Below are 21,861 nucleotides of genomic sequence, written 5' to 3'. Positions count from 1 at the left end.
CTCCTGTTGAAAGTCGAAACGGGGCGCGGCACCCGCGGCGCCGCGCCGGAAAATCAGTAGCTGCCTCGAGCGATGTAGTAGAAGCTCTGCTGCGGGTCATGATGCAGCAGGGTGTCCTTCGTCATCCGGCACCAGGCCGGCAGATCTTCGACCGCGCCGGTATCGGTGGCCCGGACGCGGATGACCTGCCCGGGTCTCATGGCCTTCAGCAGGAAACGCAGGTTCATCACGAGCTCGCCGCAACCGAGCTCGCCGGCATCCCAGTCTTCGTCGTGAGGCGGGACGGGTGGGGGGGACATGAAGGCGGCAGCGGCAAAGGCGAAGTCGGAGGCGGGAGCATAACGCAGCCCCGCTGCGGGATCGAACGAACGCGCATTCACAGGGACATCGGCGGAACCGGCGCGGGGGGAGAAGGGTCGCCGGTCACGCCGGACCCGATGTGCTCGAGCTTCTGCTGGACGAAATCGATGTGCTGCCGCAGCGCATAGACCTGGTTGGCGAAGGCGAGCGGCGGCTGCAGTTCGTTGACTTCCCGCTCGATCCAGTCGAGCCGTTCGCCGTAATCGCGGGTCTCGCCGCGGGTGAGCGTCCGGCGCATCTCGTTCTCGATGAACATGAGCTCGCCATACCAGCGGTAGATGCGCCGGCGGACCGTCCAGGCGTACAGCGGCGGGAGAATCCGCACGAGCGGGAAGATGATCGCCAGCGCGGGAATCAGGAAGACGAGCGCGCGGTCGGCGAGATTGGCGAGCCAGAAGGGAAGATACCGCTGCAGCAGCGGACGGCCGGTCGCGTAGTAGCGCTTCGCATCGTCCGAGAGCGGGAACTCGAAGGCCCGCTGTGCCGGAAACTCCCGCTCGGTCTGGAACAGACCTTCGGCAGCGTGCACTTCGGTGGCGGCCTGCAGCAGCAGCATCTGGATGGCGGGGTGAAGGTCGGCAGGCGCGAGGAGCTGCGTCTGCGCCGCCAGCAGTGTGATCGGCCTTTCCGGACGGTTGGCTTCGAGATCGTTGGCGCCCTCCGGCAGCACCACCTTGTGCAGCGCCGGAATGCGCTTCGAGTACGCGTCGGCCCGCCGGGTGAAATCCACGATCTGGGCATCGGGGCTGTACAGGAGCGCCTTGAGGACGCCCGCTTCGGGCGACTCGAAGAGGAATGCGCAGTCCACGTGTCCCGTCAGCAGTGCTTCTGCAGCCTCCACACCGCCGATCTCGACCGCCTTGAAGTCCTTCTCGTCGATGCCGTTCGCACCCAGCAGCGTGCGCACCAGGCGGCGCGTACCTGCGCCCTTCGCCCCGATGGCGATGGTCTTGCCGCTCAGGCCGGGCAGATCGTCGAGGGTGGCCTTGCCGCGGCAGAAGACCCAGAGCGCCTCGTACCCCATCACCCCCAGCGAAACCAGATGCGGCGCTTCCTCCACGTCGCCGATGCCGCTGCGCACGAACGCGACGTCCACCGGTTCCTTGCGTTCCCGCAGCAGCCGGTAGTTCTCGCGTGCCCCTGCGCTCGAGCGAATCGTCACCTTCACGCCGTCCCGGGCGAGGATCCTGGCGTATGCCTCGGCGAACGCACGGTAGGCACCTCCCTCGCGGCCGGCGGAGAACACGATGTCCGTGGGCGGAGCCGGACGGACGTAGTGGGCGGCGATGACGAATGTCGCGACGATTCCGATCGCCACAGGCAGGCCCACACTGAGCCAGGCCCGAAGCGGGATCGCACGCAGCCGGGCGAGGGACCGGGGGCGGGAAGAAGGGAGGGGTTCGCTCATGAATCGCAGGGGGGAGGCCGGAAAGACCCGGCAAGGACGGGAGGACCGGATTCTGGCACGCGCGGACGATGTTCATGCAATGGGTGGGGGCAGCGGTTCGTTCCGGCAATGCTCTGATTTATTCTCGGGGTCACCGGAGTGCCGACGGGAGTGCTCCGGCCCTGACTTCAAGGCTTCCTTCACCATGGGCACTTTCGGCGAATACCTGGCGCGGCGCGTCACGGGCGTGGAACGCCGGCTGCTGGCGTGGGTCCAGGTGTTCGCCTTCGCCCGGGTGGCGATCGGCGCCGTCTTCTCGCGTTCCACCTACAACAGTGCGACGCGGGAAGTGCTCGCCCGCCAGATCTACTTCACGGCCTGGCAGATCATCGGCGGCTATGCGGCGTTCGTGGCCGTCTTCAGCATCGTCGTCAACCACATCCTGGCCAACGCCGCCCGCGATTTCGGCATCTACGAATACGCGCTGGAATTCACCATCCGCGCCGTGGTGCTGGAGGTGGTGCCATTGATGACCGTGCTGTTCGTGGCGCTTCGTACGGGGGCGGCCATCACGACCGAGGTGGTCTTCATGCGCATCCGCAACGAGCTGGGTTCCATGGAGGCGGCAGGCATCGATCCGGTCACGCTGGAACTGGTGCCCCGGGTGATCGGCGGTACCGTGTCCGTGCTGGCGCTCACCTCCATCGGCATCATCGTGTCGCTGCTGTGCGCGCACTTCGTCGTGTCGGGCTACCAGCCCTGGAACGCACCGGCGGCCGACATCCGGCTGGTGCTTGCGAAGGTCCTCGACATCCCCGGCATGGCGCTGCTCTGGGTCAAGACGCTGCTGTTCGGTCTGGCCGTGACCCTCATTCCCATCGCGGAGGCGATGCATGCGCCCCGCAAGGTGTTCTACGCGCCCATCGCGGTCCTCCACGGCATGGTGCGGCTGTTCTTCGCCGTCATGCTGATCGAGACGGCGGCACTCGTTCTGCGCTATCTGTGACGGCGGCCCCCGCATGGCGGACATGAAGATTCTGGGCACCGACAAGGCGGCCATCCGGCTGATGCCGGACAACACCGCTCGCCAGGCGTTCCTCGAAGAGCGTCAGGATGCGGCGCTGGTCGCCGAATGGCTGCCTTTGCGGGCCAATCTGACGGTGATCGAGAACATCGCCCTGGTCCCGCAGTTCCATCAGAACGTTCCCTACCGCCGGGCGACCGAGATCGGATGGGCCCTGCTGGAACTGGCCGGCTACGCGGAGGCCGGCACCAAGCGGGACCCCGACCTCACCCGCCAGGAGCGGTTCGTGACCAAGCTCGCCCGGGCCATCCTGCAGTCGCCGCCTATAATCGTCGTCGACCGTCCGGCCCTGCAATTGCCGGACATCCGCTATCCGCTTTTCCTGGATGACCTTCTTGCGGCGCTGGCCGGCGAATACGCGCGCTGCTGCATCGTCGATTACGAATGGAACGAGCACCTGTACGCCCGGCCGAACTCCGACACATCCGCGTGAAGGCCGCGATCCTGCTGATCGCGCTGCCGCTCATCATGATCGGGCTCACGGTGTACGCGCTGCATGCCCGCGGTGTGTTCGAACCCTCCCGCAAGGTCGTCCTGCTTGCCGATGACGTGGAAGGCGTGGATGTGGGAATGCCGATCATGTTCTCCGGGTTTCCCATCGGGACCGTCAGCCGCATGGGGTTGTCCGAGGATGCCAACGTGTGGATCGAGCTTGCGGTGCGCGAACGCGATGCAAGATGGCTGCGGACGAGCACGGTCTTTTCGCTGGTGCGTCCGCTCGTGGGCGGCGCGCGCCTGCGCGCCGAGAGCCCCCGCATGCAGGATCCGCCCCTGCCACCGGACGCGAAGGTCCGCCTCGAGGTGGAGGACGCCGCGGCCGCCCTGCCGCTGGCCGTGGCGCGCGTCGACGAGGTGCTGGCGAACATCGAGCGCATCACCCGGCCGGGCTCCGAACTGGAACGCACCCTGGCGCATCTGGAGGCGGTCGCCAGCCGCATGTCAGGGAAGCGCGGCCTGTTGAGCGCCGTGACGGGCAGCGACGAAGGGGCGGAGCGGGTTCTGGCGAGCGTGGATCGGCTCAACGCGACGATCGCATCGTTGCAGACAGTGGTGCGGCGGGTGGACCGGGTCGTGGCGAAGGCGGAATCCCAGGTTCTCGGTCCCGCGGGCATCACCGACGAGACGCGGAAGGCGGTGGTCCAGTTCAACACCGGCCTGGGCGAACTGCGCGGGGCCATCGCGAAGCTGGATGCCACCATGGAGAACGCGCGCGCTGCGACCGTGGACATCAAGGCCGTGACGGGGAGCGCCCGCGAGGCCACGGTCGACCTCGCGGAGCTTCGGTCAGAAGTGGATGCGAGCGTGCGCAAGGCCAACGATCTGCTGCGGGAGATCAACCGCAAGTGGCCCTTTGCGCGCGACGAGCGGATCAGGCTGCCATGAATCGCCTTGTTCCTGCCCTGCTGCTCGCCGCCTTCTCCGCGGCGGGGTGCGGTTCGCAGCCCGCGGTTCCGGAGTGGCAGCGCGAAGCGCGCGCCGCGCTGGATGCCTACCAGAGGCATTTTCTCCGGGGCGAATCCCGGCTCGCGGATCGTGCGCTGGAACGTGCGCGCGACGAACTTTCCGCGACGGGACGCTCTGCCGAGATCGCGCGCGCCTCGATCGTTCGTTGTGCCCTGGCGGTAGCTTCCGCAGATCCATCGGGCTGCTCCGCCGGCGACGTTCCCGCCGCCGACCTGTCGACGGAAGACCGCGCCTACTGGCGCTTCATCCTGGGGGACTGGAACGGGCTGGACGCGTCGGCATTGCCCGAGCGTTACCGCTCCCTTGTGCGGGCGGGCGATACCGAAGCGCGCATGCGCGAGATGCGATCCATCGACGATCCGCTGTCCCGGCTGGTGACCGCGGGTTCGTTGCTGAAACGGGCGGAACTGCCGCGCGAAGGCGTGCGGATCGCCGTGGAGACGGCCGCCGATCAGGGATTCAGGCGTCCTCTGGCGGGCTGGCTTGCCGTGGAAGCGGCGCTGGCGGAGCAGGCCGGCGATCCGGCCGCCGCGGAGGCGGCCAGGAAGCGGCTGGGGATCGTGCTGCCGTTGCCGCAGTAGTGTCCGGCGTCAGGCGGCGGTCCTGAAACGCTGCATCAAACCGGCGAGGGCCGCGGCCTGCTGTTCCACGTTGTGCGCCGCGCCTTCGATCTCGCGGACGGTGTGCTCGTTTTCCTCGGCCATCCGGGCGATCGATTCGACGTTGATGGCGATCTCGTGGCTGGTTTCGCGTTGTTCCCGGGCAGCGGCCGCGATGGACGCGATGCGTTCCAGCGTGACGCTGGTGCCGCCGTGGATCTCGGCCAGCGCGGCCGCTGCGCGGTTCGCCTGCTCCACACCGCTGTCGACGCGGGCCGTGGCGTTCTGGATGCCGTCCACGCTGTTCCGGGTGCCCTGCTCGATGTTCTCGATGACCGCGGCGATCTCGCTCGTGGCGTGGGCCGTCCGTTCGGCGAGCTTGCGTACTTCGTCCGCCACGACCGCGAAGCCGCGCCCCATCTCACCCGCCCGGGCTGCCTCGATGGCGGCGTTCAGGGCGAGCAGATTGGTCTGGTCGGCGACATCGCGGATCACCCGTACGATGCCACTCACGCGGCTGGAGTGCTCGGACAGCTGTTCGATGAGCGCGCTGGAGTTGCGCACGGCGCCGGCCATTTCCATGATTTCCTGGGCCGCCACGCGCACCACGCTCTCGCCGGTTTCCGACAGTTCCCGCGCCCGCTGGGACGTTTCCACCGAGCTTTCGACGCTTTCCGCCACGTGGCTGATGCTTACGCTCATCTGCTCTACGGCGCTGGCGGTGGACTGCGCCGCGTCGCTCTGGCGGTGTGACGCCTGAGTGACCTGCATCGATGCGCGCGAAAGCTGGGCGGACGTCTCGTTCAGTGTCCTCACGCCGCGCTGCACTTCCTGCAGCAGTTCGCCGATTCCGTCGGCCATCTTGTTGAACTGGTGCACGATGACGGCGACTTCATCACGGGATTCCGCCTTGATGCGGCGCGAGAAATCTCCCTTGGCAAATGCTTCGGCGGAGCGGCCCAGCTCGTCGAAGCTCCGGTGAGTGGAGAGGTAGAAGCCGGTCAGCAGATACAGGACTGCAATGCTGGCGACCACGGCGAACGCGATGTGCAGCCACATGGATGCCCAGGTCTTGGAGAGCCGGTCGTTCATCACGGAGGTCAATGCGGGAAGGCTCAGTTCGGACAGCTGCTCGACCAGGCTCACCGGAGCGCTCGCGAGCTGGAAGTATTCGGGCGCCGGAAGGGCGCTTCCGCGTTTGGCCGCATCGAGGGCCTTTTCGACGTCCGCACGGGCCTGTGCCAGCTTGGGCAGAAGGGATTCCACCTGCCGCGCGAGTTCCGGCCGCTGCGGGGAAAGCTCACCCGAGACGTGTGCGAGGCGCTGTTCGCGCCCCTGGACCGAAAGCAGCAGAACGGAAAGCTGGCCCGACTCTTCCGTGGTCAGGACGCCGTCGGACAGAAATCGCGTGCCCAGGCCACGGAGCCTCGCGTAGGACTCGGCCAGTTCGGGCACGTGGCGCGCCGAAAGGGCGCCCAACTGGTTGCTCAGGACGTCCGACTCGTAGGACAGGCTCGACCGGTCGCCCACGATGTTCATGAGCGCGATCACGTTGGCGATCAGTTCCGTGTGTGCCTTGAAGTTCTCGGAGGGATCCTTGCTGCCCGAGGCGATGCCGTTCCACCGTGACTTGAGATCCGCCAGATTCACGGCGATCTCCAGATTGCCCGTGCCGTTCCTGTCCACTGCCTCGACGGCCTGGAAACCGGCATCCACGGCGCTGCGCTTCTCCGGAACCTTGGCCGCCATCGCCGCGTTGCCGTCGAGGGCCGCGACGGCATGGGCGCGATGCTGTTGCAGATCGTGGACGAGATGCGTGAGCGGTGTCAGCACCTGGACGCCGGCGACCTCCCGCTGCGAGTCACGGATGGTCTGCCACTTGGAGATCATCAGTTCCGCGAGGAAAGTGCAGTTCACCACGCCGAACAGACAGGCAAGCAGAGCTAACTTTCCGAGGTAGGGCAGCCGGTTCATCAGGCCGACGGCAGGGGAGAACAGGGCATTCATCGATCGAGGTCTCTTCGCTGGGAAGCGGTCAAGGCGGTTTCCACGGCGGATACCGCTCCCTGCGAATTACGGTCGCTGCTCGGGTCCCCTTTATGGTTATTTCGACTGATGAAGATTTTCCCAGGGACTCCTACCCCGGGGGCCCGCCTCTGCGAAGGCTGACGAGCAGGACTCCGGCGAGCACCAGCAGCGAGCCGGCGATCTGGGCCGGCCCCATCCGCTCCCCCAGAAAGACCGCACTGAGAAGCATGGTCACGACCGGACCGATCGTGCCGATAAGGGCCGCCTGATTGGCACCGACCCGCCGGAGGCCTTCCGACATCAGGATGGCTGGCAGCACGGTGGAGAAGATCGCCATGATCGCCGCCAGGCCATACACGGGGAGGGGGAGCCGCAACGCATCGACTCCGTGGGTCAGGGCAAATTGGGTGATGCCGGCGGCCGTGGCCGCCAGCATGGCCCAGGAAGTGAAGCGGACGGCGCCGAAGCGGTGAACCACCCGGCTCGATCCGATCAGGTAGACCGAATATGCGATGGCGCTGGCGAAGACCAGACTCCCTCCGAGCAGCAGGTGGCCGCCCGGGGCCTGGCCTTGCAGATGTTCGAAGAACACCAGACCGATGCCGGCATAGCTCATGGGCAGTGCCACGAGCTGCACGGGACGGATCCGCGTCTTGAGCCACCATGCGGAGAGGACCAGGACGACCGTGGGGTACAGGAACAATATGAGGCGCTCCAGACTCGCGCCCACGTACTCCAGCCCGAGGAAATCGAGCAGCGCCGCCACGTAGTAGCCGAGCAGTCCCAGTCCGGCAAGCCGCAACCAGTCTCCGCGGGTGACGCCGGCGTGCTCGGCCGCGGGATTGCGCGACCACCATGCGAGAAAGGCGAAGAACGGCGCGGAGAAGATCTGCCGCAGGGCGAAAAGAGCCGTCGCATCCACGCCGTACCCATAGGCGAGCTTGATGAGAACGGATTTGCCCGAGAAGGCGACGGCCGCGGTGAAAACGAACAGCGAGCCGATGGCGGCGTGCCGCTCGGCGGTGGAAGCCTGGGTCAACGTCGGAATCGCCGGCGCGGGATCAGCGGCGGCGCGTGCCTCCGAGAATCGAACCCAGCACGCCCCGGACGATCTCCCGCCCCACGGAGGATCCGATGGTGCGTGCGACGCTCTTCGCCGCCGCATCGATCACGCCTTCCCGACGGCCGCCCCGGGGACCGGTGGACCCGAACAGGATGTCGCGCAGGCCGCCCATCACTCCGCCGTCACTTGGCGCAGCCGTGGTCTGACGCGTTGCGCCGGTCCCGGCCTGCTCTGCGGGTGGCGCCGTCTCGCGGCGATCCCGCAGCTTCTCGTAGGCGGACTCGCGGTCCACGACCTTCTCGTAGACGCCGAAGACCGGGGATTCGTCGATCGCCTTGCGCCGCTCGGCGTCGGTGGCCGGGCCGATGCGGCTGGACGGAGGGCAGACGAAGGCCCGCTCGACGATCTCCGGCCGCCCTTTCTCGTCGAGGAACGACACGAGCGCCTCACCCACGCCCAGTTCCGTGATGGCCTGTTCCGTGTCCAGCCTGGGATTCGCGCGCAGCGTCGTCGCGGCCGTCTTGACCGCCTTCTGGTCGCGGGGGGTGAAGGCACGCAGCGCATGCTGCACGCGGTTGCCGAGCTGGCCCAGCACGGTTTCCGGCACGTCGAGCGGGTTCTGGGTGACGAAGTACACACCCACGCCCTTGGACCGGATGAGACGCACGACCTGTTCGATCTTCTCCAGCAGTGCCCTGGGGGCATCGTTGAACAGAAGGTGCGCCTCGTCGAAGAAGAACACGAGCTTCGGCTTGTCCGGATCGCCCACTTCCGGCAGCTGCTCGAACATCTCCGAGAGGAGCCACAGCAGGAACGTGGCGTAGATCTTGGGCATCTGCATCAGCCGGTCGGCCGCCAGGATGTTGATCGTTCCGCGGCCCTTCGCGCCGGTCTGGAGCAGATCGTCGATGTTGAGCGCGGGCTCTCCGAAGAGCCGGTCGCCTCCCTGTTGTTCCAGTTCGAGCAGGCCCCTCTGGATGGCGCCTATGGAGGCGGCCGAGACGTTGCCGTACGAGACGGTGAACTCCTTCGCGTTCTCGCCGACGAACTGGATCATCGCGCGCAGATCCTTGAGGTCCAGCAGCAGCAGGCCGTTGTCGTCCGCGATCTTGAAGGTGAGGGTCAGCACGCCCTGCTGCGTGTCGTTCAGGTTGAGCATGCGCCCCAGCAGCAGCGGACCCATCTCGGAGATGGTCGCGCGCACGGGGTGGCCCTTCTCCCCCCACACGTCCCAGAAGGTGACGGGAAACCCGGAGAAGGCGAGATCGCCCATGCCCAGTTTCTCGGCGCGCTCCTTCAACTTCGGGTTCCAGGCGCCCGCCTGGGACAGGCCGGAGAGATCGCCCTTCACATCGGCCATGAAGACGGGAACGCCGTTCGCGGAGAGCTGCTCCGCGATGCGCTGCAGGGTGACGGTCTTGCCCGTGCCGGTGGCGCCCGTGATCAGACCGTGCCGGTTGGCGAGCCCCGGCAGCAGGTGGAGATCGCGTTCGGACTTGGCGATGAGCATGGGCTCGGGCATGGCAGGCTCCGCAGGCGCAGTGATAACATTCTGAAAAGTATATCAATCGACTGAACGAGCGCGTCCGCATCGCGCGCTTCGTGCCGGTTCGGGCATTGCAAACCCCATCGCAGGAACACGAGGGATCCATGGCAGGACACAGCAAGTGGGCCAACATCAAGCACAAGAAGGCCGCGACCGACGCCAAGCGCGGCAAGATCTTCACCCGGCTCATCAAGGAAATCACCGTTTCTGCCCGGCTGGGGGGCGGTGATGCCAACAGCAATCCGCGGTTGCGGCTGGCGATCGACAAGGCGCGCGACCAGAACATGCCCAAGGACACGATCGAGAACGCGATCAAACGGGGCTCGGGCCAGCTCGATGGCGTCAACTACGAGGAGATCCGCTACGAGGGCTACGGCATCGGCGGTGCCGCCGTGATCGTCGACTGCATGACGGACAACCGCACCCGGACCGTGGCGGAGGTCCGGCACGCATTCGCGAAGCACGGCGGCAATCTGGGCACCGACGGATCCGTGGCCTTCCTCTTCAAGCACTGCGGCCAGCTCGTGCTGGCTCCCGGCGCCAGCGAGGACAAGGTGATGGAAGTCGCCATCGAGGCGGGCGCCGAGGATGTCGTGTCGAACGACGACGGATCCATGGAAGTCATCACCGCGCCCAACAACGACTTCGTTGCGGTCAAGGAAGCGCTGGAGAAGGCCGGTCTCAAGCCGGAGTTCGCGGAAGTGATCATGAAGCCCACGACCGAGAACGCGATGTCGGGCGACGATGCGGTCAAGATGCAGAAACTGCTGGACGTCCTCGAAAGCCTGGACGACGTGCAGGAGGTCTACACCACCGCCGTGATGGACGAGTGACGGGCCGGAGTGCGCGCCATCGACCTGTCAGGAGAATCCAGTCGCCGTGACGTCGGCGGGCCCCGTGCCCGCCGATTTTTCTTCCCGGACGGCGATACGTGATGCCCGCGACGGCTCCCGGTGCCGATGCAGTCGTCCGCATTCTTGGCATCGACCCGGGACTGCGGATCACCGGGTTCGGATTGATCGAAAAGCGCGGCCAGAAGCTCGCGTATCTCACGAGCGGCTGCATCCGGACGAACGAGAGCGCGTCGCTGCCGGATCGGCTCAAGACCATCCTGGACAATCTCGGGCAGGTGATCGCGGAAGGCGCTCCCCAGCAAGTGGCGGTGGAAAAGGTGTTCGTCAACGTGAACCCCCAGTCCACTCTCCTTCTCGGGCAGGCCCGGGGCGCGGCCATCTGTGCGGCGGTCGAGCGCGGCTTGCCGGTGGCGGAGTACACGGCGCTGCAGGTGAAGCAGGCGGTCGTGGGCAACGGGCATGCGAAGAAGGAGCAGGTGCAGGCCATGGTGGGCCGGCTGCTCGCGCTGCCGGGGCAGCCATCCGCCGATGCTGCCGATGCCTTGGCGTGTGCCATCTGTCACGCGCACGGCGGCCTGGGCCTCGGGGCGCTGCCCACAGCCGGGTACCGCGTGCGCGGCGGCAGGCTGGTCTAGGGAGGGTCTCGTCAATGCATGCAGTCGTGGCGCAGGTCCCGGCTGGCCCGAGCAACGCCGTCCGCGAGCATGGGTCCGTCGGCGGCCCGGGAACCGTGCGGCCGATGCGGACACGGCGGTGCGCGGTGGGCTTTCGCAGGGTCTTCTGCCCGGTGTCCAACGCATCTTTTCCTTGGAGTCAGGGCCGATGATTGCGCGCCTGCACGGCCGGCTGGCCGAAAAGCACCCGCCCACGATCGTGATCGATGTGAACGGCGTGGGATACGAACTCGACGTGCCGATGAGCACGTTCTATCACCTGCCCGCGACGGGTGCCGACGTGACGCTGCTCACCCACATGATCGTCCGCGAGGATGCGCATCTGCTGTTCGGGTTCGCCACCGACGGCGAGAGGCAGCTCTTCCGCCAGTTGCTGAAGATCACCGGCATCGGGGCGCGCACCGCGCTCGCCCTTCTGTCCGGCATGTCCGTGGAGGAAGTGCATGCGGCAGTGGCGCAGCAGGACAGCGCGCGGCTCACGCGGATTCCCGGCATCGGCAAGAAGACGGCGGAGCGCCTGCTGCTGGAGCTGAAGGACAAGCTGAGTCTCGTGCCTGCGGTGGTCGCGGCCGGAGCATCCGCTCCATCGGGAAGCGATGCGCTCAATGCCCTGGTCGCGCTGGGCTACAGTGACAAGGAGGCGAAGGCGGCGCTGGCCAAACTGGCGCCCGACCTGCCCGTGCAGGACGCCATCCGGCAGTCCCTGCGCATTCTGGCGCGCGTCCAGTGAAAGGCGCAGAACCTTTCATGACGTCGCCCCCCGGAGACGCGCACCGGGGAAGATCGGCGCGCTGTACCGATGCGTCATGCGTCTATAATCCGGCGCATTTCGCGTAACGGTTCCGTGGGTCCGAGGACCCCGTTCAACGTCAGATTCCCATGCCCTCACTTTTCCTCAGTTCCATTCGCATGCTCGTTGCCGGGATGTTCCTGGCGGCAGTCGTATCGCCGGTCCAGTCGGCGGTGGCCAACGAGAAGACCCAGACGCTGCTGAAGGTTCACAACTGGAAGACCTCCGTCGCTCTGGGCAACCGGTATCTCAAGCAGCAGTCGCTGATGGCAACCCGGGATGCGCTCGCCCGGCTGGGCAGGGAACGGGACCTGGGCAAGAGCTGGAAGCCCGGGAACATGTATTTCGACGCCGCCGAAAAGGCCGTCAGCGCGCGTCTGCTGGACTCGGTGCAGACCGAATGGACCAGCGGACAGTGGATGGCGGCGGAGTGGGATCAGATCGCGGAGTCGAGCTTCACCGAAGGCGAGATGAACGCGCTGCTCGCGCACTTCGCTACCGAGGTGGGCCAGAAACAGGCCAAGATCATCGATCACACCGTTGCCTTCCACGTGGGAGGCGTCTACACCATGTCCGGCAAGCTGATCCAGGACTACCCCGGCACGGCGGAAGAGCAGAAGACGCTCACTTACGTGTGGGACGAGGAGGAGCGCGAGACGCGCTTTTCCATCGCGGCGCACGAGAACGTCGACGGCCAGCGGTTCGCCCTCTCGCCGCTGGGTGCCAAGTATCAGCGCACGCTCATCATCAAGGTCACCGGCGTCATCAATGCCCAACTCGACCGCGTGGCTGCCGGCCTGCCGGAGAAGGCGACTTCGAATCTGGCACTGGCCGAGCCGTTCGTCACGAATTACCGTGCGGATGCATCGAAGTAACGCAGCGTCCGGTTCATCACTCCCGGCGGCAACGCCCGCCGGCCCCGGTCGATGATCGAAACCGACCGGCTCATCGCGCCGTCCGTCCTTGGCCAGCCCGAGGAAACCTTCGAGCGCGCCCTGCGTCCTCGCCAGCTCGACGAATACGTCGGCCAGGAAAAGATCCGCGACCAGCTTTCGATCTTCATCGAGGCGGCCCGCGCGCGCCGCGAAGCGCTCGATCATGTCCTCCTGTTCGGTCCGCCCGGGCTTGGCAAGACGACCCTCGCGCACATCGTCGCCCGCGAAATGGGCGTGAACCTGCGCCAGACATCGGGCCCCGTGCTGGAACGGGCGGGAGACCTCGCGGCGCTGCTCACCAACCTCGAACCCCGCGACGTGCTGTTCATCGACGAGATCCACCGTCTTTCCCCGGTCGTGGAGGAGGTTCTCTATCCGGCGCTGGAGGACTATCAGATCGACATCATGATCGGCGAAGGTCCCGCAGCCCGGTCGGTGAAACTCGATCTCCCGCCGTTCACCCTGGTGGGTGCCACCACGCGCGCAGGCATGCTGACCAACCCGCTGCGCGACCGTTTCGGAATCGTGGCGCGGCTGGAGTTTTATACGCCCGAGGAGCTGGCCCGCATTGTCACCCGGTCCGCGCGTCTGCTGGAGGCGGAGATCGGCGACGACGGCGCCATGGAAATCGCCTCACGGTCGCGCGGCACGCCGCGGATCGCCAACCGGCTGCTGCGCCGCGTCCGCGATTACGCCCAGGTGAGGGCGGACGGACGGATCTCCCGCGCCGTCGCCGATGCCGCGCTTTCCATGCTGGACGTGGATCCCCACGGCCTCGATCTCATGGATCGCAAGTTGCTGCTGGCCGTGCTGGAGAAGTTCGGCGGCGGGCCGGTGGGTGTGGACAATCTGGCCGCGGCGATCGGCGAGGAGCGCGACACCATCGAGGACGTCCTGGAACCCTATCTCATTCAGCAGGGGTTTCTGCAGCGGACGCCGCGCGGCCGCATGGCGACCCTGGTGGCCTACCGGCACTTCGGGCTGGCCGCGCCGTCCAAGGCGGGCGCACCTGACCTGTGGTCGGAAAACTGAGCCTTGTCCCGAACTCATGAGCGATGAACCGGGGATGCATGCCCAGGCTCCCGCGCATGCGACCGCGGTGCGCGTCTATTTCCAGGACACGGACGCGGGCGGCATCGTGTACCACGGGCGCTATCTCGATTTCTTCGAGCGGTGCCGGATGGACTGGCTGCGCGCGCTCGAGTTTCCCATCCGCGTCCTCGAGCGCGATCACGGTGTCGTGTTCATCGTGCACGAGCTGCGCGTGACGTATCTGCGGCCGGCCCGGCTGGAGGACGATCTCGCTGTCGAGCTGGAGCTCGCAGGCCTCAAGGGAGCGCGGCTCGAACTGCGCCAGAGCGTCATTCGCGGTACCGATACGCTCGTGTCAGCCGAAGTGCACCTCGCGTGCGTTGATTGCGCCGGATTGCGGCCGGCGCGCATTCCCGTGTCGCTGCGCGAGCGGCTCGCGGGGCCTGGCCGGAGGCTTTCCGGGACCTCCAACACCACCTCGACAACCCCATGAACTTCACGACCGATCTCTCCATCGTCCACCTGGTGACCAACGCGAGCTTCACGGTCCAGCTCGTGATGCTGCTGCTGCTGGTGTTGTCGCTGTTCTCCTGGCTCTTCATCTTCCAGAAGATGTTCGGCATCCGCGCCGCCAAGCTGCAGACGGAGGAGTTCGAGAAGGCGTTCCGCAACGCCCAGACCTCGGCCGACCTCAACGCGCTGCTGCAGAAGGCCGCCAACCACGGCGCCAAGGCGAGCAGCATCGAACGCATCTGCCTCGCCGGCTACCGCGAATTCGCGCGGTTGCGCCGGCAGCCCGGCCAGAGCACGGCGGGGGTGATGGACGGGGTGCGCCGCGCCATGCGGGCCACCTACCAGCGAGAGATGGATCACATCGAGGCGTACCTCAACTTCCTCGCCACGGTCGGCTCCGTGAGCCCGTACATCGGCCTGTTCGGCACGGTGTGGGGCATCATGAATTCGTTCCGCGGGCTCGCCAACGTGGGCCAGGCAACGCTGGCCAATGTGGCACCCGGCATCGCGGAGGCGCTGGTGGCCACCGCCATCGGCCTGTTCGCGGCCATTCCGGCCGTCATTGCCTACAACCACTACGCCAGGGACGTGGACCGGCTGGCGAACCGGTTCGAAAGTCAGATGGAAGAATTCCAGAACCTGCTGCTGCGCGCACCGCAATCCTGAGCCTGATCGACCCCGGATGGCGCCTCAGACCGTTACATCTCTCCAGGTTCCCGGATCATGCCCATGATTTCGCGCCGCAAGCGTTTCCAGACGATGAGCCAGATCAACGTCGTGCCTTACATCGACGTCATGCTGGTGCTTCTGGTCATCTTCATGGTGACCGCGCCGATGATGAATCCCGGACTCGTGGAACTGCCCCCGTCGGCAAGTCGTCCACGCCGCCGCCGCAGCCCATCGAGGTGTCGATCAAGGCGGGGGGGCAGGTGGTCCTCATCGACCGGGAAGCCGGCGGTTCGGCACGGTCCGTGAACGAGGCCGAACTGGTCAAGGAGATCAAGGCGGCACTGGCCGCCAAGGCTGACCGCCCCGTGGTGATCGGCGCCGACCGCCGGGTGGAGTATGGCCGGGTGATGAAGATCATGGATCTGTTGCAGACCGAGGGCGTCACGCGCGTGGGCTTGCTCACCCGTCCGAGGACCAACTGATGCTCGCAGCGCTGCGCCGCCCGGAACTTGCCGTATCCGGGTTGCTCGCGGTGGGGGTGCACGGACTCCTGTTCGGTCTGCTGATCGCCGGGGTGTCGTGGAAGCGCACGCCTCCGCCCAAGCTGATCGTGGAGCTGTGGCAGGAACTGCCTCCGATGACGGCGTCCCGGGCGCCGGCGTCCGTCCATACACCGCCCGAGCCACAGCCCAGGCCTGCGCCTGCGCCCGTACCTGTGGAGGCGCCGAAGCCCGTGCCCAAACCGCCGGCCGCGGAAAAGCCTCCGGCGCCCAAGCCGGTGGAACCTCCGCCCGAGCCGAAACCGCCCGCACCGCCGCCCCAGCCGGCCAAGACTTCCACGGCGCCGAACGCCATTCCCCGGGCAGACAATGCGCCGGCCCCCGAGGTGGCCCAGGCCGAGACCCGGATCCAGGAGAAGAAGCTCAGGGACGAACGCGACCTCGAGGAGCGGCTGAAGCGCGAGGAACGCAAGCGCCTCGAGCAGATCATGCGCGAGGAGGACGCCCGCAAGCGCGCTGCGGACGCCGAGAGGCAGCGGGAGGACGATGCCCGCCGGCGCGCGGAGGAGGCGGCCCGCAAGGAGGAAGACGCCCAGCGCGAAGCCGAACTGAAGAAGGTGCGGGAGGCGATGCAGCGTCAGACCCGTATCGCGGAAGAGCAGCGGGCGGCCGCCGAACGGATCGAGGCCGAGAAATACGCGGCCACCCAGGCGGCGATCAAGGCGCAGCAGCTCATCGACGAGTACAAGGTGCGCATCCAGCTTGCCATCCGGGACAAGGTGAAGCTGCCCCCCGGGGTGGACAGCCGCATCGAAGCCGTAGTCGACGTGCGTCTGCTCAAGGCGGGCTCCGTCGCGAGCATGCGGCTGGTGAAGCCCAGCGGGTCTCCGGCCTATGACAAGGCCGTCGAGCAGGCGATCGAGAAGGCGCAACCGCTGCCCGTGCCGGAAGACCTGGATCTTTTTCAGCAGATCCGCGATCTGACGCTGGTCTTCAGGCCGAACGAATGACCCCGAATCCGTCATAGTGAACGTAACGCGGAGCCGTATAATTGCGCCCCATGTTGATGATGCCGAATGCATTGCCGCCAGATCCGGGTCGCCGAGATGCCCTGCGAGGAATCGCAGGCGCGCTGGCGCTCTGCACGCCGGGGCTGGGGTCCGCGGCCCTCACCATCGAGATCATCGGTGGCAGCAGCAACCAGATGCCCATTTCGGTGGTCCCCTTCGGCAACGAGGACCGCTACCGCGACAAGGTGGGCGAGATCGTCCGCGCGGACCTCATGCGCAGCGGCTGGTTCAAGCAGGTGGACCTCAACGGTCTGTCCAAGCTGCCTACCGAACCGGAGGACGTGGACTGGCGTGAATTCCGCAGCCGCGGTGCCGAAAGCGTGGTGATCGGCAACGTCGTCGAGCGTTCGGACGGCCGTCTCGCGATGCGTTTCCGGCTGATGGACGTGGCGAGGCAGAGCCAGCGGGCGGGGTTCGCCTACACCATCGCGGCCAACCAGCTCCGGGCGACGGCGCATCGCATCGCCGACGCCATCTACGAAGAAATGACGGGCGAGGCGGGGGTGTTCTCGACCCGCATCTGCTATGTGGTCAAGGGCGAAGAGCGCTTCGAACTGCAGGTCGCCGACGCCGATGGCGGCAATGCCGACTTCATCCTGGCCCACAAGGAGCCGATCATCTCCCCGGCATGGTCGCCGGACGGGTCCAGGATCGCCTACGTATCCTTCGAGCGCCGCAAGCCCATCGTGTTCGTCCACTCCCTGGCCGATGGCTCGCGGACGGTTCTGGCCAACTTCGAAGGCGCGAACAGCTCTCCTTCCTGGGCACCGGATGGGCAAAGGCTGTCGATCACCCTCACGCGTGACGGGGTGGCGCAGCTCTACCTGGTGAATCTGGATGGATCGGGGCTGACCCGGCTCACCAACAGCCAGGCCATCGACACGGAAGCCTCATGGTCTCCGGACGGCCGGCACATCCTCTTCACGTCGGACCGCGGCGGCAGTCCGCAGGTCTACCGCATGCCCAGCGGCGGGGGAAGCGCCGAGCGCATGACGTTCGAGGGGACGTACAACGTGACGCCCCGGTGGAGTCCCGATGGCCGCAGTTTCTGCTTCATACAACGGAATTCCGGCCGTTATAACGTGGCGATCCAGGAACTGGGGAGCCGGGAAGCGATCTTGCTGACCGACGGGCGCATCGATTCCTCGCCCACGTTCGCGCCGAACGGCCGCATGATTCTCTATGCGTCGGAACACAACAAGCGCGGCGTACTGGCGGCGGTTTCGCGCGACGGGCGGATAAAGCAGCGTTTTACCGACACAGGCGGGAACATTCGCGAGCCTGCGTGGGGTCCCATTTTCAAGTCTCGGTGAACAAGGAGCAAAAAACCATGAAGAAGCTCATCCTCTTGGTGCTGGCCGGCCTGATGGTGACCGGTTGTGCGACACAGGATGTCAATGAGCAGGACAAGGCCGCGGTGGAACAGCGCGACCTCCTGGAAACCCAGCGCAAGGCCGACGAAGAGGAAGCCCGCCGCCGTGCCGCGGCCGCCAAGGAGCAGGAAGAGCTGAACCGCAAGGCCGACGAGCAGCGCCGCCGGGAAGCCGAGGCCGCCGCCAAGGCGCAGGCCGATGCCGAGATCAAGGCGTTGCAGCAGCCGGCCGTGACGGAACGCGCCCTGACCGACCCCAAGACCGCGCTGCACGACCCGGCAAGCCCGGTCTTCAAGCGCAGCGTCTACTACGATTTCGATCGGTACGACATCCGCGAGGACTTCGGTCCGCTCATCGAGGCGCACGCCAACTTCCTGCTCGAGAACAAGAACATCAAGGCGCGAGTCGAAGGAAACTGCGACGAGCGCGGTTCCACCGAATACAACCTGGCCCTGGGACAGCGGCGCGCGGACAGCGTGAAGAAGGCACTCACGGTCCTGGGTGTTTCCGCATCCCGTGTCGAGACCGTAAGCTATGGGGAAGAGAAGCCCAAGGCCACCGGCCAGGACGAGGATGCTTATGCGGAGAATCGACGCAGTGACATCATGTACCCCGGCACGGAGTGATCCGACGCCACGGCGCCTGTTGAATTCGGCTGCGGCAGGGCTCGCCATGTTGGCGGGCCTTGTTGCTTTCTCGCCGGCAACGGCGCAGACGCAGCGTCCGGCCGGCACGGCCAGCGACCAGGGCAAGGTGCTGCTCGAGACGTTGAACCAGGTCGAGGGCCTCAACCGCCAGGTGCGCGAACTGCGCGGGCAGGTGGAAGACTCCTTCCATCGCGTCGATCAGGCCAACGAGCGCATCCAGAAGGCCGAGAAGCGCCACAGCGACCTCTACAACGACGGTGACAGCAGGCTTCGCCGGCTCGAACAGCTGTCGAAGGATGACGCGGCCGAACGCAAGCGCATCAGCGGGCAGCTTGGCGATCTGGAGCTTCGTCTGAAGAAGCTCGAGGCGGATCTCGACGTCCAGATGAAGAAGTTCGAGGCGGAGGTCGAGACCCGACTTCGGAAGATGGATGCCACGCTGACGGCCGGCTCGGGGGCCGCCGGCGGATCCTCCGCCCAGATGGCCGAGCTGGAAGCCCGGCTGAAGAAGCTCGAGTCCGGTGGAGGAGGCGCGCCTGCGGCTTCCGGCGACCTGGAAATGCGTCTGCGGCGCGTGGAACAGGCGGTCGCCGCGGGAGGTTCCACGGCGGGCGGCACCGGTGGAGAGCCGCCGCCCGGTGGAGCGAATGCGCCGATCACCGGCGGGCCCAGCGTCAAGGCGGTTGCGCCGCCGCCTGCCGTGGCCGCCACACCCGTCGCCGCGGCCAGTTCCTCGCCCGAGCCGCAATCCGCGAGCAAGGCCTATGAGTTCGCCTTGGCAAAGCAGCGTTCCGGAGACGCTGCCGGTGCCGTGTCGGCCTTTCAGGGGTTTCTGCAGCAGCATCCGAAGCACGAGCTGGCGCCCAATGCGCAGTACTGGCTCGGCGAAGCGTACTTCCGCGTGGGAGACTATCCGAACGCCATCGCCGCCCAGCAGAAGCTGATGGCCGCCTACCCCGACCATCTGAAGGTGCCCGATGCCATGCTGATCCTGGCGAATGCGCAGAATGGGGCCGGCGACACCCGGGCCGCGCGCAAGACGCTCGAGGATCTCATCGCCAAGCATCCCCTGTCCGAGTCGGCCGAGAAAGCCAAGCAGCGCCTGGCCAAGCTCAAGTGACCGACACGGCCGGGCCTCGGGCTGTCGTCCTGCTGTCGGGGGCTCGACTCCGCGACGGTCCTGGCCATCGCACGTCAGGACGGCTACGAATGCCACGCGTTGTCCGTGCGGTACGGGCAGCGCCACAGCGCCGAACTCGACGCGGCGCCACGCGTGGCACGCCAGCTCGGCGCAGTCTCTCACCGCATCGTGGATGTCGACCTTCGCGCCATCGGCGGCTCCGCGCTCACCGACGACCGGATCGAAGTGCCCACGGGCGGCGTGGTGTCGGGGGTGATTCCCAGCACTTACGTTCCGGCCCGGAACACCATCATGCTGTCCCTCGCGTTGGCATACGCCGAGGTGCTCGATGCCTCGCACATCTTCTACGGCGCCAACGCGGTCGACTACTCCGGTTACCCCGATTGCCGGCCCGAGTTCGTTCAGGCATTCGAGGCGCTCGCCAACGTGGCCACCAAGGCAGCCGTGGAAGGCCGGCCCCTGCGCATCCACGCACCGATCATCCGCTTCTCCAAGGCGGACATCATTCGCCGCGGCAAGGAACTCGGGGTGGATTTCGCCCTCACCGTGTCCTGCTACAACGCCGATCCCGACGGCCGGGCTTGCGGCCGCTGCGATTCCTGCCGGCTGCGGCGCGAAGGTTTTGCCGGTGCCGGCGTGGCGGACCCGACGCGATACGTTGTCTGATCGCTGACCGATAACCGCAAGGTATCGACCGTTTCTGCTTCCGGACCGCGGATTCCCGATCGCCGCGCGTAGAATCGCGACCCTTTCCCGGCCCAACGTTCCGATGTTCGAAGTTCCCACCCTTTCCTGGCTGATTCCTGCGGGCGGTTTCGTCATCGCGGCAGTGTTCGGTGCGACTGCCCGCCGTTCGGGCTTCTGCACCATGGGCGCCATCTCGGACGTCGTCCTCATGGGCGATCTGGTGCGGCTGCGCATGTGGGTCCTTGCCATGGCGGTGGCCATCGCAGGCGCACAGGCGCTTCATGTCTTCGGCCTGGTGGATCTTTCGCAGAGCCTCTATACGGGCTCCCGGCTGACGGTCGTCTCTCATCTGGCAGGCGGTCTGCTGTTCGGCATCGGGATGACCCTCGCTTCGGGGTGCGGTGCGAGGAACGTCGTACGCGCGGGGGCGGGGAACCTCAAGGCAGTCGTCGTGCTGGTGGTGTTGGGGGTCGTGGCGGCGATGACGCTTCGCGGGGTGCTCGCGGTGCCCAGAACGGCGTGGCTGGACACCTGGTCGCTGCGGTTGTCTGCAGGCCAGGACCTGCCGCGGCTCGTGGGCGAATCGTCGCGAGCCTGGATTGCCGCTTTCATCGTTTCGGTGATGATGGCCTGGTGCTGGCGGGATTCCGCGTTTCGCCGTTCCGTGCGCGCCTGGTCGAGCGCAGTGCTCATCGGTGCGCTCGTCGTGGCCGGCTGGTATCTCACCGGTCACGTGGGTTTCATTTCGGAACATCCGGACACCTTGGAGGCAGTCTTCGTCGGCACGCAATCGCACCGCCCCGAGTCGCTGACGTACGTGGCTCCTGTTGCGCACGTGCTGGATCTGCTGATGCTCTGGACGGATGCGTCGCTCAAGCCGACGTTCGGGGTGGCCATCGTCGCGGGAGCCGCGTTCGGTTCGTGGGCGGATGCCGTCGCGACGAAGAGTTTTCGATGGGAATCGTTTGCTTCCAGCGCCGACCTCAAGAATCATCTGGCCGGTGCTGCACTGATGGGATTCGGCGGGGTCACGGCACTGGGATGCACCGTGGGTCAGGGCCTCACGGGAATCTCGACATTGGCGGCTGGGTCGCTCCTCACGGTGGCCGCCATCGTGACGGGTTGTGTGCTGACGCTCCGTTTCTGGATTGCCCGTGGCTGAAGCGGCCTTCGGCGTTGACACCCTACGGCCCGGTCCATAGAATTCGGCCTCTTTTTCGGGTGGTTAGCTCAGTCGGTAGAGCAGCGGACTTTTAATCCGTTGGTCGCGAGTTCGAATCTCGCACCTCCTACCACTGACTTGCAATCTGCGCGCATCCCGTTGCGTGGAAGTCGGTGTGGGCCGTTAGCTCAGCTGGTAGAGCAGTGGACTCTTAATCCATTGGTCGTAGGTTCGAATCCTACACGGCCTACCAAACCCACCCGTTCCGTTGTTCGTGTCCGCA

At 66.4% G+C, this 21,861-nt stretch carries 22 protein-coding genes, 2 tRNA genes and 1 pseudogene; 20 read left to right on the top strand and 5 right to left on the bottom strand.

The window, feature by feature from the left end:
- Window positions 1-53: 53 nt before the first annotated feature.
- Both IPK20_01285 and IPK20_01280 read right to left on the bottom strand, forming a co-directional pair.
- On the bottom strand, window positions 54-299 hold the full coding sequence (locus IPK20_01285; protein MBK8015448.1) for a sulfurtransferase TusA family protein: 246 nt from the start codon (window positions 297-299) through the stop codon (window positions 54-56).
- Window positions 300-376: 77 nt separating this feature from the next.
- Window positions 377-1,768, bottom strand: a complete 1,392-nt coding sequence (locus tag IPK20_01280) for an ABC transporter substrate-binding protein (protein ID MBK8015447.1) — start codon at window positions 1,766-1,768, stop codon at window positions 377-379.
- A gap of 184 nt (window positions 1,769-1,952) precedes the next feature.
- On the opposite strand from IPK20_01280, the gene IPK20_01275 reads away from it, so the two are divergent.
- From IPK20_01275 to IPK20_01260, 4 genes are read left to right on the top strand one after another with little or no spacing between them, the layout of a single operon-like run.
- A complete protein-coding gene (locus IPK20_01275; GenBank protein ID MBK8015446.1) occupies window positions 1,953-2,753 on the top strand; it encodes an ABC transporter permease in 801 nt (266 codons plus the stop codon).
- Between the two features lie 13 nt (window positions 2,754-2,766).
- Window positions 2,767-3,264, top strand: coding sequence for a hypothetical protein (locus IPK20_01270; protein ID MBK8015445.1), 498 nt, complete (start codon window positions 2,767-2,769; stop codon window positions 3,262-3,264).
- A complete protein-coding gene (locus IPK20_01265; GenBank protein ID MBK8015444.1) occupies window positions 3,261-4,214 on the top strand; it encodes an MCE family protein in 954 nt (317 codons plus the stop codon). The genes IPK20_01270 and IPK20_01265 overlap by 4 nt, the downstream gene beginning before the upstream one ends.
- Window positions 4,211-4,876 (top strand): hypothetical protein, encoded by a 666-nt coding sequence (locus IPK20_01260; GenBank protein ID MBK8015443.1) that lies wholly within the window; start codon window positions 4,211-4,213, stop codon window positions 4,874-4,876. Before IPK20_01265 ends, IPK20_01260 begins: the two co-directional genes overlap by 4 nt.
- Window positions 4,877-4,885: 9 nt before the next feature.
- On the opposite strand, the gene IPK20_01255 is transcribed toward IPK20_01260, so the two are convergent.
- The 3 genes from IPK20_01255 to IPK20_01245 all read right to left on the bottom strand — a co-directional run bounded on the left by IPK20_01255 (window position 4,886) and on the right by IPK20_01245 (window position 9,507).
- Window positions 4,886-6,901: a methyl-accepting chemotaxis protein gene (locus tag IPK20_01255; protein ID MBK8015442.1), complete on the bottom strand. Its 2,016-nt coding sequence runs from the start codon at window positions 6,899-6,901 to the stop codon at window positions 4,886-4,888.
- Window positions 6,902-7,031: 130 nt separating this feature from the next.
- The gene (locus tag IPK20_01250) at window positions 7,032-8,087 is read right to left on the bottom strand and encodes an EamA family transporter (protein ID MBK8015441.1); all 1,056 of its coding nucleotides are present in this window, start codon (window positions 8,085-8,087) and stop codon (window positions 7,032-7,034) included.
- Window positions 7,984-9,507, bottom strand: a complete 1,524-nt coding sequence (locus tag IPK20_01245; protein MBK8015440.1) for a DUF853 domain-containing protein — start codon at window positions 9,505-9,507, stop codon at window positions 7,984-7,986. The genes IPK20_01250 and IPK20_01245 overlap by 104 nt, the downstream gene beginning before the upstream one ends.
- Before the next feature lie 128 nt (window positions 9,508-9,635).
- Between IPK20_01245 and IPK20_01240 the strand changes: the two genes are divergently transcribed.
- From IPK20_01240 to IPK20_01165, 16 genes and pseudogenes are all read left to right on the top strand, one after another.
- Entirely contained in the window at window positions 9,636-10,364 is a 729-nt protein-coding gene (locus IPK20_01240; protein MBK8015439.1) for a YebC/PmpR family DNA-binding transcriptional regulator, read from the top strand.
- Window positions 10,365-10,465: 101 nt separating this feature from the next.
- A complete protein-coding gene (gene ruvC / locus IPK20_01235) occupies window positions 10,466-11,020 on the top strand; it encodes a crossover junction endodeoxyribonuclease RuvC (GenBank protein ID MBK8015438.1) in 555 nt (184 codons plus the stop codon).
- 187 nt (window positions 11,021-11,207) lie between these two features.
- The gene (ruvA, locus tag IPK20_01230; GenBank protein ID MBK8015437.1) at window positions 11,208-11,789 is read left to right on the top strand and encodes a Holliday junction branch migration protein RuvA; all 582 of its coding nucleotides are present in this window, start codon (window positions 11,208-11,210) and stop codon (window positions 11,787-11,789) included.
- Window positions 11,790-11,938: 149 nt separating this feature from the next.
- Entirely contained in the window at window positions 11,939-12,724 is a 786-nt protein-coding gene (locus IPK20_01225; protein ID MBK8015436.1) for a hypothetical protein, read from the top strand.
- Window positions 12,725-12,775: 51 nt separating this feature from the next.
- A complete protein-coding gene (gene ruvB / locus IPK20_01220) occupies window positions 12,776-13,816 on the top strand; it encodes a Holliday junction branch migration DNA helicase RuvB (GenBank protein MBK8015435.1) in 1,041 nt (346 codons plus the stop codon).
- 34 nt (window positions 13,817-13,850) lie between these two features.
- Window positions 13,851-14,309, top strand: a complete 459-nt coding sequence (ybgC, locus tag IPK20_01215) for a tol-pal system-associated acyl-CoA thioesterase (GenBank protein ID MBK8015434.1) — start codon at window positions 13,851-13,853, stop codon at window positions 14,307-14,309.
- On the top strand, window positions 14,306-14,995 hold the full coding sequence (tolQ, locus tag IPK20_01210) for a protein TolQ (protein ID MBK8015433.1): 690 nt from the start codon (window positions 14,306-14,308) through the stop codon (window positions 14,993-14,995). Before ybgC ends, tolQ begins: the two co-directional genes overlap by 4 nt.
- A 63-nt stretch (window positions 14,996-15,058) precedes the next feature.
- Window positions 15,059-15,480, top strand: a pseudogene (gene tolR, locus IPK20_01205) (protein TolR).
- Complete coding sequence (tolA, locus tag IPK20_01200; protein MBK8015432.1) at window positions 15,480-16,508, top strand: cell envelope integrity protein TolA; 1,029 nt, start codon at window positions 15,480-15,482, stop codon at window positions 16,506-16,508. The pseudogene tolR and the gene tolA overlap by 1 nt, the downstream one beginning before the upstream one ends.
- 59 nt (window positions 16,509-16,567) lie before the next feature.
- Window positions 16,568-17,881 carry a Tol-Pal system protein TolB gene (tolB, locus tag IPK20_01195; protein ID MBK8015431.1) on the top strand — a complete coding sequence of 438 codons (1,314 nt, stop codon included), beginning with the start codon at window positions 16,568-16,570 and terminating at the stop codon, window positions 17,879-17,881.
- Between the two features lie 17 nt (window positions 17,882-17,898).
- Window positions 17,899-18,567, top strand: coding sequence for a peptidoglycan-associated lipoprotein Pal (gene pal, locus IPK20_01190; GenBank protein MBK8015430.1), 669 nt, complete (start codon window positions 17,899-17,901; stop codon window positions 18,565-18,567).
- Between the two features lie 46 nt (window positions 18,568-18,613).
- Window positions 18,614-19,708: a tol-pal system protein YbgF gene (gene ybgF, locus IPK20_01185; protein MBK8015429.1), complete on the top strand. Its 1,095-nt coding sequence runs from the start codon at window positions 18,614-18,616 to the stop codon at window positions 19,706-19,708.
- Window positions 19,709-19,729: 21 nt separating this feature from the next.
- Window positions 19,730-20,395, top strand: coding sequence for a 7-cyano-7-deazaguanine synthase QueC (queC, locus tag IPK20_01180; GenBank protein MBK8015428.1), 666 nt, complete (start codon window positions 19,730-19,732; stop codon window positions 20,393-20,395).
- 103 nt (window positions 20,396-20,498) lie between these two features.
- Window positions 20,499-21,578, top strand: a complete 1,080-nt coding sequence (locus tag IPK20_01175) for a YeeE/YedE family protein (protein MBK8015427.1) — start codon at window positions 20,499-20,501, stop codon at window positions 21,576-21,578.
- Window positions 21,579-21,635: 57 nt separating this feature from the next.
- Window positions 21,636-21,711: transfer RNA gene (locus tag IPK20_01170), tRNA-Lys, on the top strand.
- A gap of 44 nt (window positions 21,712-21,755) precedes the next feature.
- A tRNA-Lys gene (locus IPK20_01165) sits at window positions 21,756-21,831 on the top strand.
- The last annotated feature ends 30 nt before the right edge of the window (window positions 21,832-21,861 follow it).

This window comes from Betaproteobacteria bacterium, assembly GCA_016713305.1.
Lineage (GTDB): Bacteria > Pseudomonadota > Gammaproteobacteria > Burkholderiales.
Note: the sequence above shows the minus strand (reverse complement) of the source record. Positions and strands in the feature narration are given on the sequence as shown.

What these genes read in the sequence shown, in the direction of transcription:
- IPK20_01285 (MBK8015448.1), bottom strand. Translation starts at nt 299, where the DNA reads ATGTCCCCCCCACCCGTCCCGCCTCACGACGAAGACTGGGATGCCGGC.
- IPK20_01280 (MBK8015447.1), bottom strand. Translation starts at nt 1,768, where the DNA reads ATGAGCGAACCCCTCCCTTCTTCCCGCCCCCGGTCCCTCGCCCGGCTG.
- IPK20_01275 (MBK8015446.1), top strand. Translation starts at nt 1,953, where the DNA reads ATGGGCACTTTCGGCGAATACCTGGCGCGGCGCGTCACGGGCGTGGAA.
- IPK20_01270 (MBK8015445.1), top strand. Translation starts at nt 2,767, where the DNA reads ATGGCGGACATGAAGATTCTGGGCACCGACAAGGCGGCCATCCGGCTG.
- IPK20_01260 (MBK8015443.1), top strand. Translation starts at nt 4,211, where the DNA reads ATGAATCGCCTTGTTCCTGCCCTGCTGCTCGCCGCCTTCTCCGCGGCG.
- IPK20_01255 (MBK8015442.1), bottom strand. Translation starts at nt 6,901, where the DNA reads ATGAATGCCCTGTTCTCCCCTGCCGTCGGCCTGATGAACCGGCTGCCC.
- IPK20_01250 (MBK8015441.1), bottom strand. Translation starts at nt 8,087, where the DNA reads ATGCGGCGGCGAAGAGCGTCGCACGCACCATCGGATCCTCCGTGGGGC.
- IPK20_01245 (MBK8015440.1), bottom strand. Translation starts at nt 9,507, where the DNA reads ATGCCCGAGCCCATGCTCATCGCCAAGTCCGAACGCGATCTCCACCTG.
- IPK20_01240 (MBK8015439.1), top strand. Translation starts at nt 9,636, where the DNA reads ATGGCAGGACACAGCAAGTGGGCCAACATCAAGCACAAGAAGGCCGCG.
- ruvC (MBK8015438.1), top strand. Translation starts at nt 10,466, where the DNA reads ATGCCCGCGACGGCTCCCGGTGCCGATGCAGTCGTCCGCATTCTTGGC.
- ruvA (MBK8015437.1), top strand. Translation starts at nt 11,208, where the DNA reads ATGATTGCGCGCCTGCACGGCCGGCTGGCCGAAAAGCACCCGCCCACG.
- IPK20_01225 (MBK8015436.1), top strand. Translation starts at nt 11,939, where the DNA reads ATGCCCTCACTTTTCCTCAGTTCCATTCGCATGCTCGTTGCCGGGATG.
- ruvB (MBK8015435.1), top strand. Translation starts at nt 12,776, where the DNA reads ATGATCGAAACCGACCGGCTCATCGCGCCGTCCGTCCTTGGCCAGCCC.
- ybgC (MBK8015434.1), top strand. Translation starts at nt 13,851, where the DNA reads ATGCATGCCCAGGCTCCCGCGCATGCGACCGCGGTGCGCGTCTATTTC.
- tolQ (MBK8015433.1), top strand. Translation starts at nt 14,306, where the DNA reads ATGAACTTCACGACCGATCTCTCCATCGTCCACCTGGTGACCAACGCG.
- tolA (MBK8015432.1), top strand. Translation starts at nt 15,480, where the DNA reads ATGCTCGCAGCGCTGCGCCGCCCGGAACTTGCCGTATCCGGGTTGCTC.
- tolB (MBK8015431.1), top strand. Translation starts at nt 16,568, where the DNA reads ATGCCGAATGCATTGCCGCCAGATCCGGGTCGCCGAGATGCCCTGCGA.
- pal (MBK8015430.1), top strand. Translation starts at nt 17,899, where the DNA reads ATGAAGAAGCTCATCCTCTTGGTGCTGGCCGGCCTGATGGTGACCGGT.
- ybgF (MBK8015429.1), top strand. Translation starts at nt 18,614, where the DNA reads ATGTTGGCGGGCCTTGTTGCTTTCTCGCCGGCAACGGCGCAGACGCAG.
- IPK20_01175 (MBK8015427.1), top strand. Translation starts at nt 20,499, where the DNA reads ATGTTCGAAGTTCCCACCCTTTCCTGGCTGATTCCTGCGGGCGGTTTC.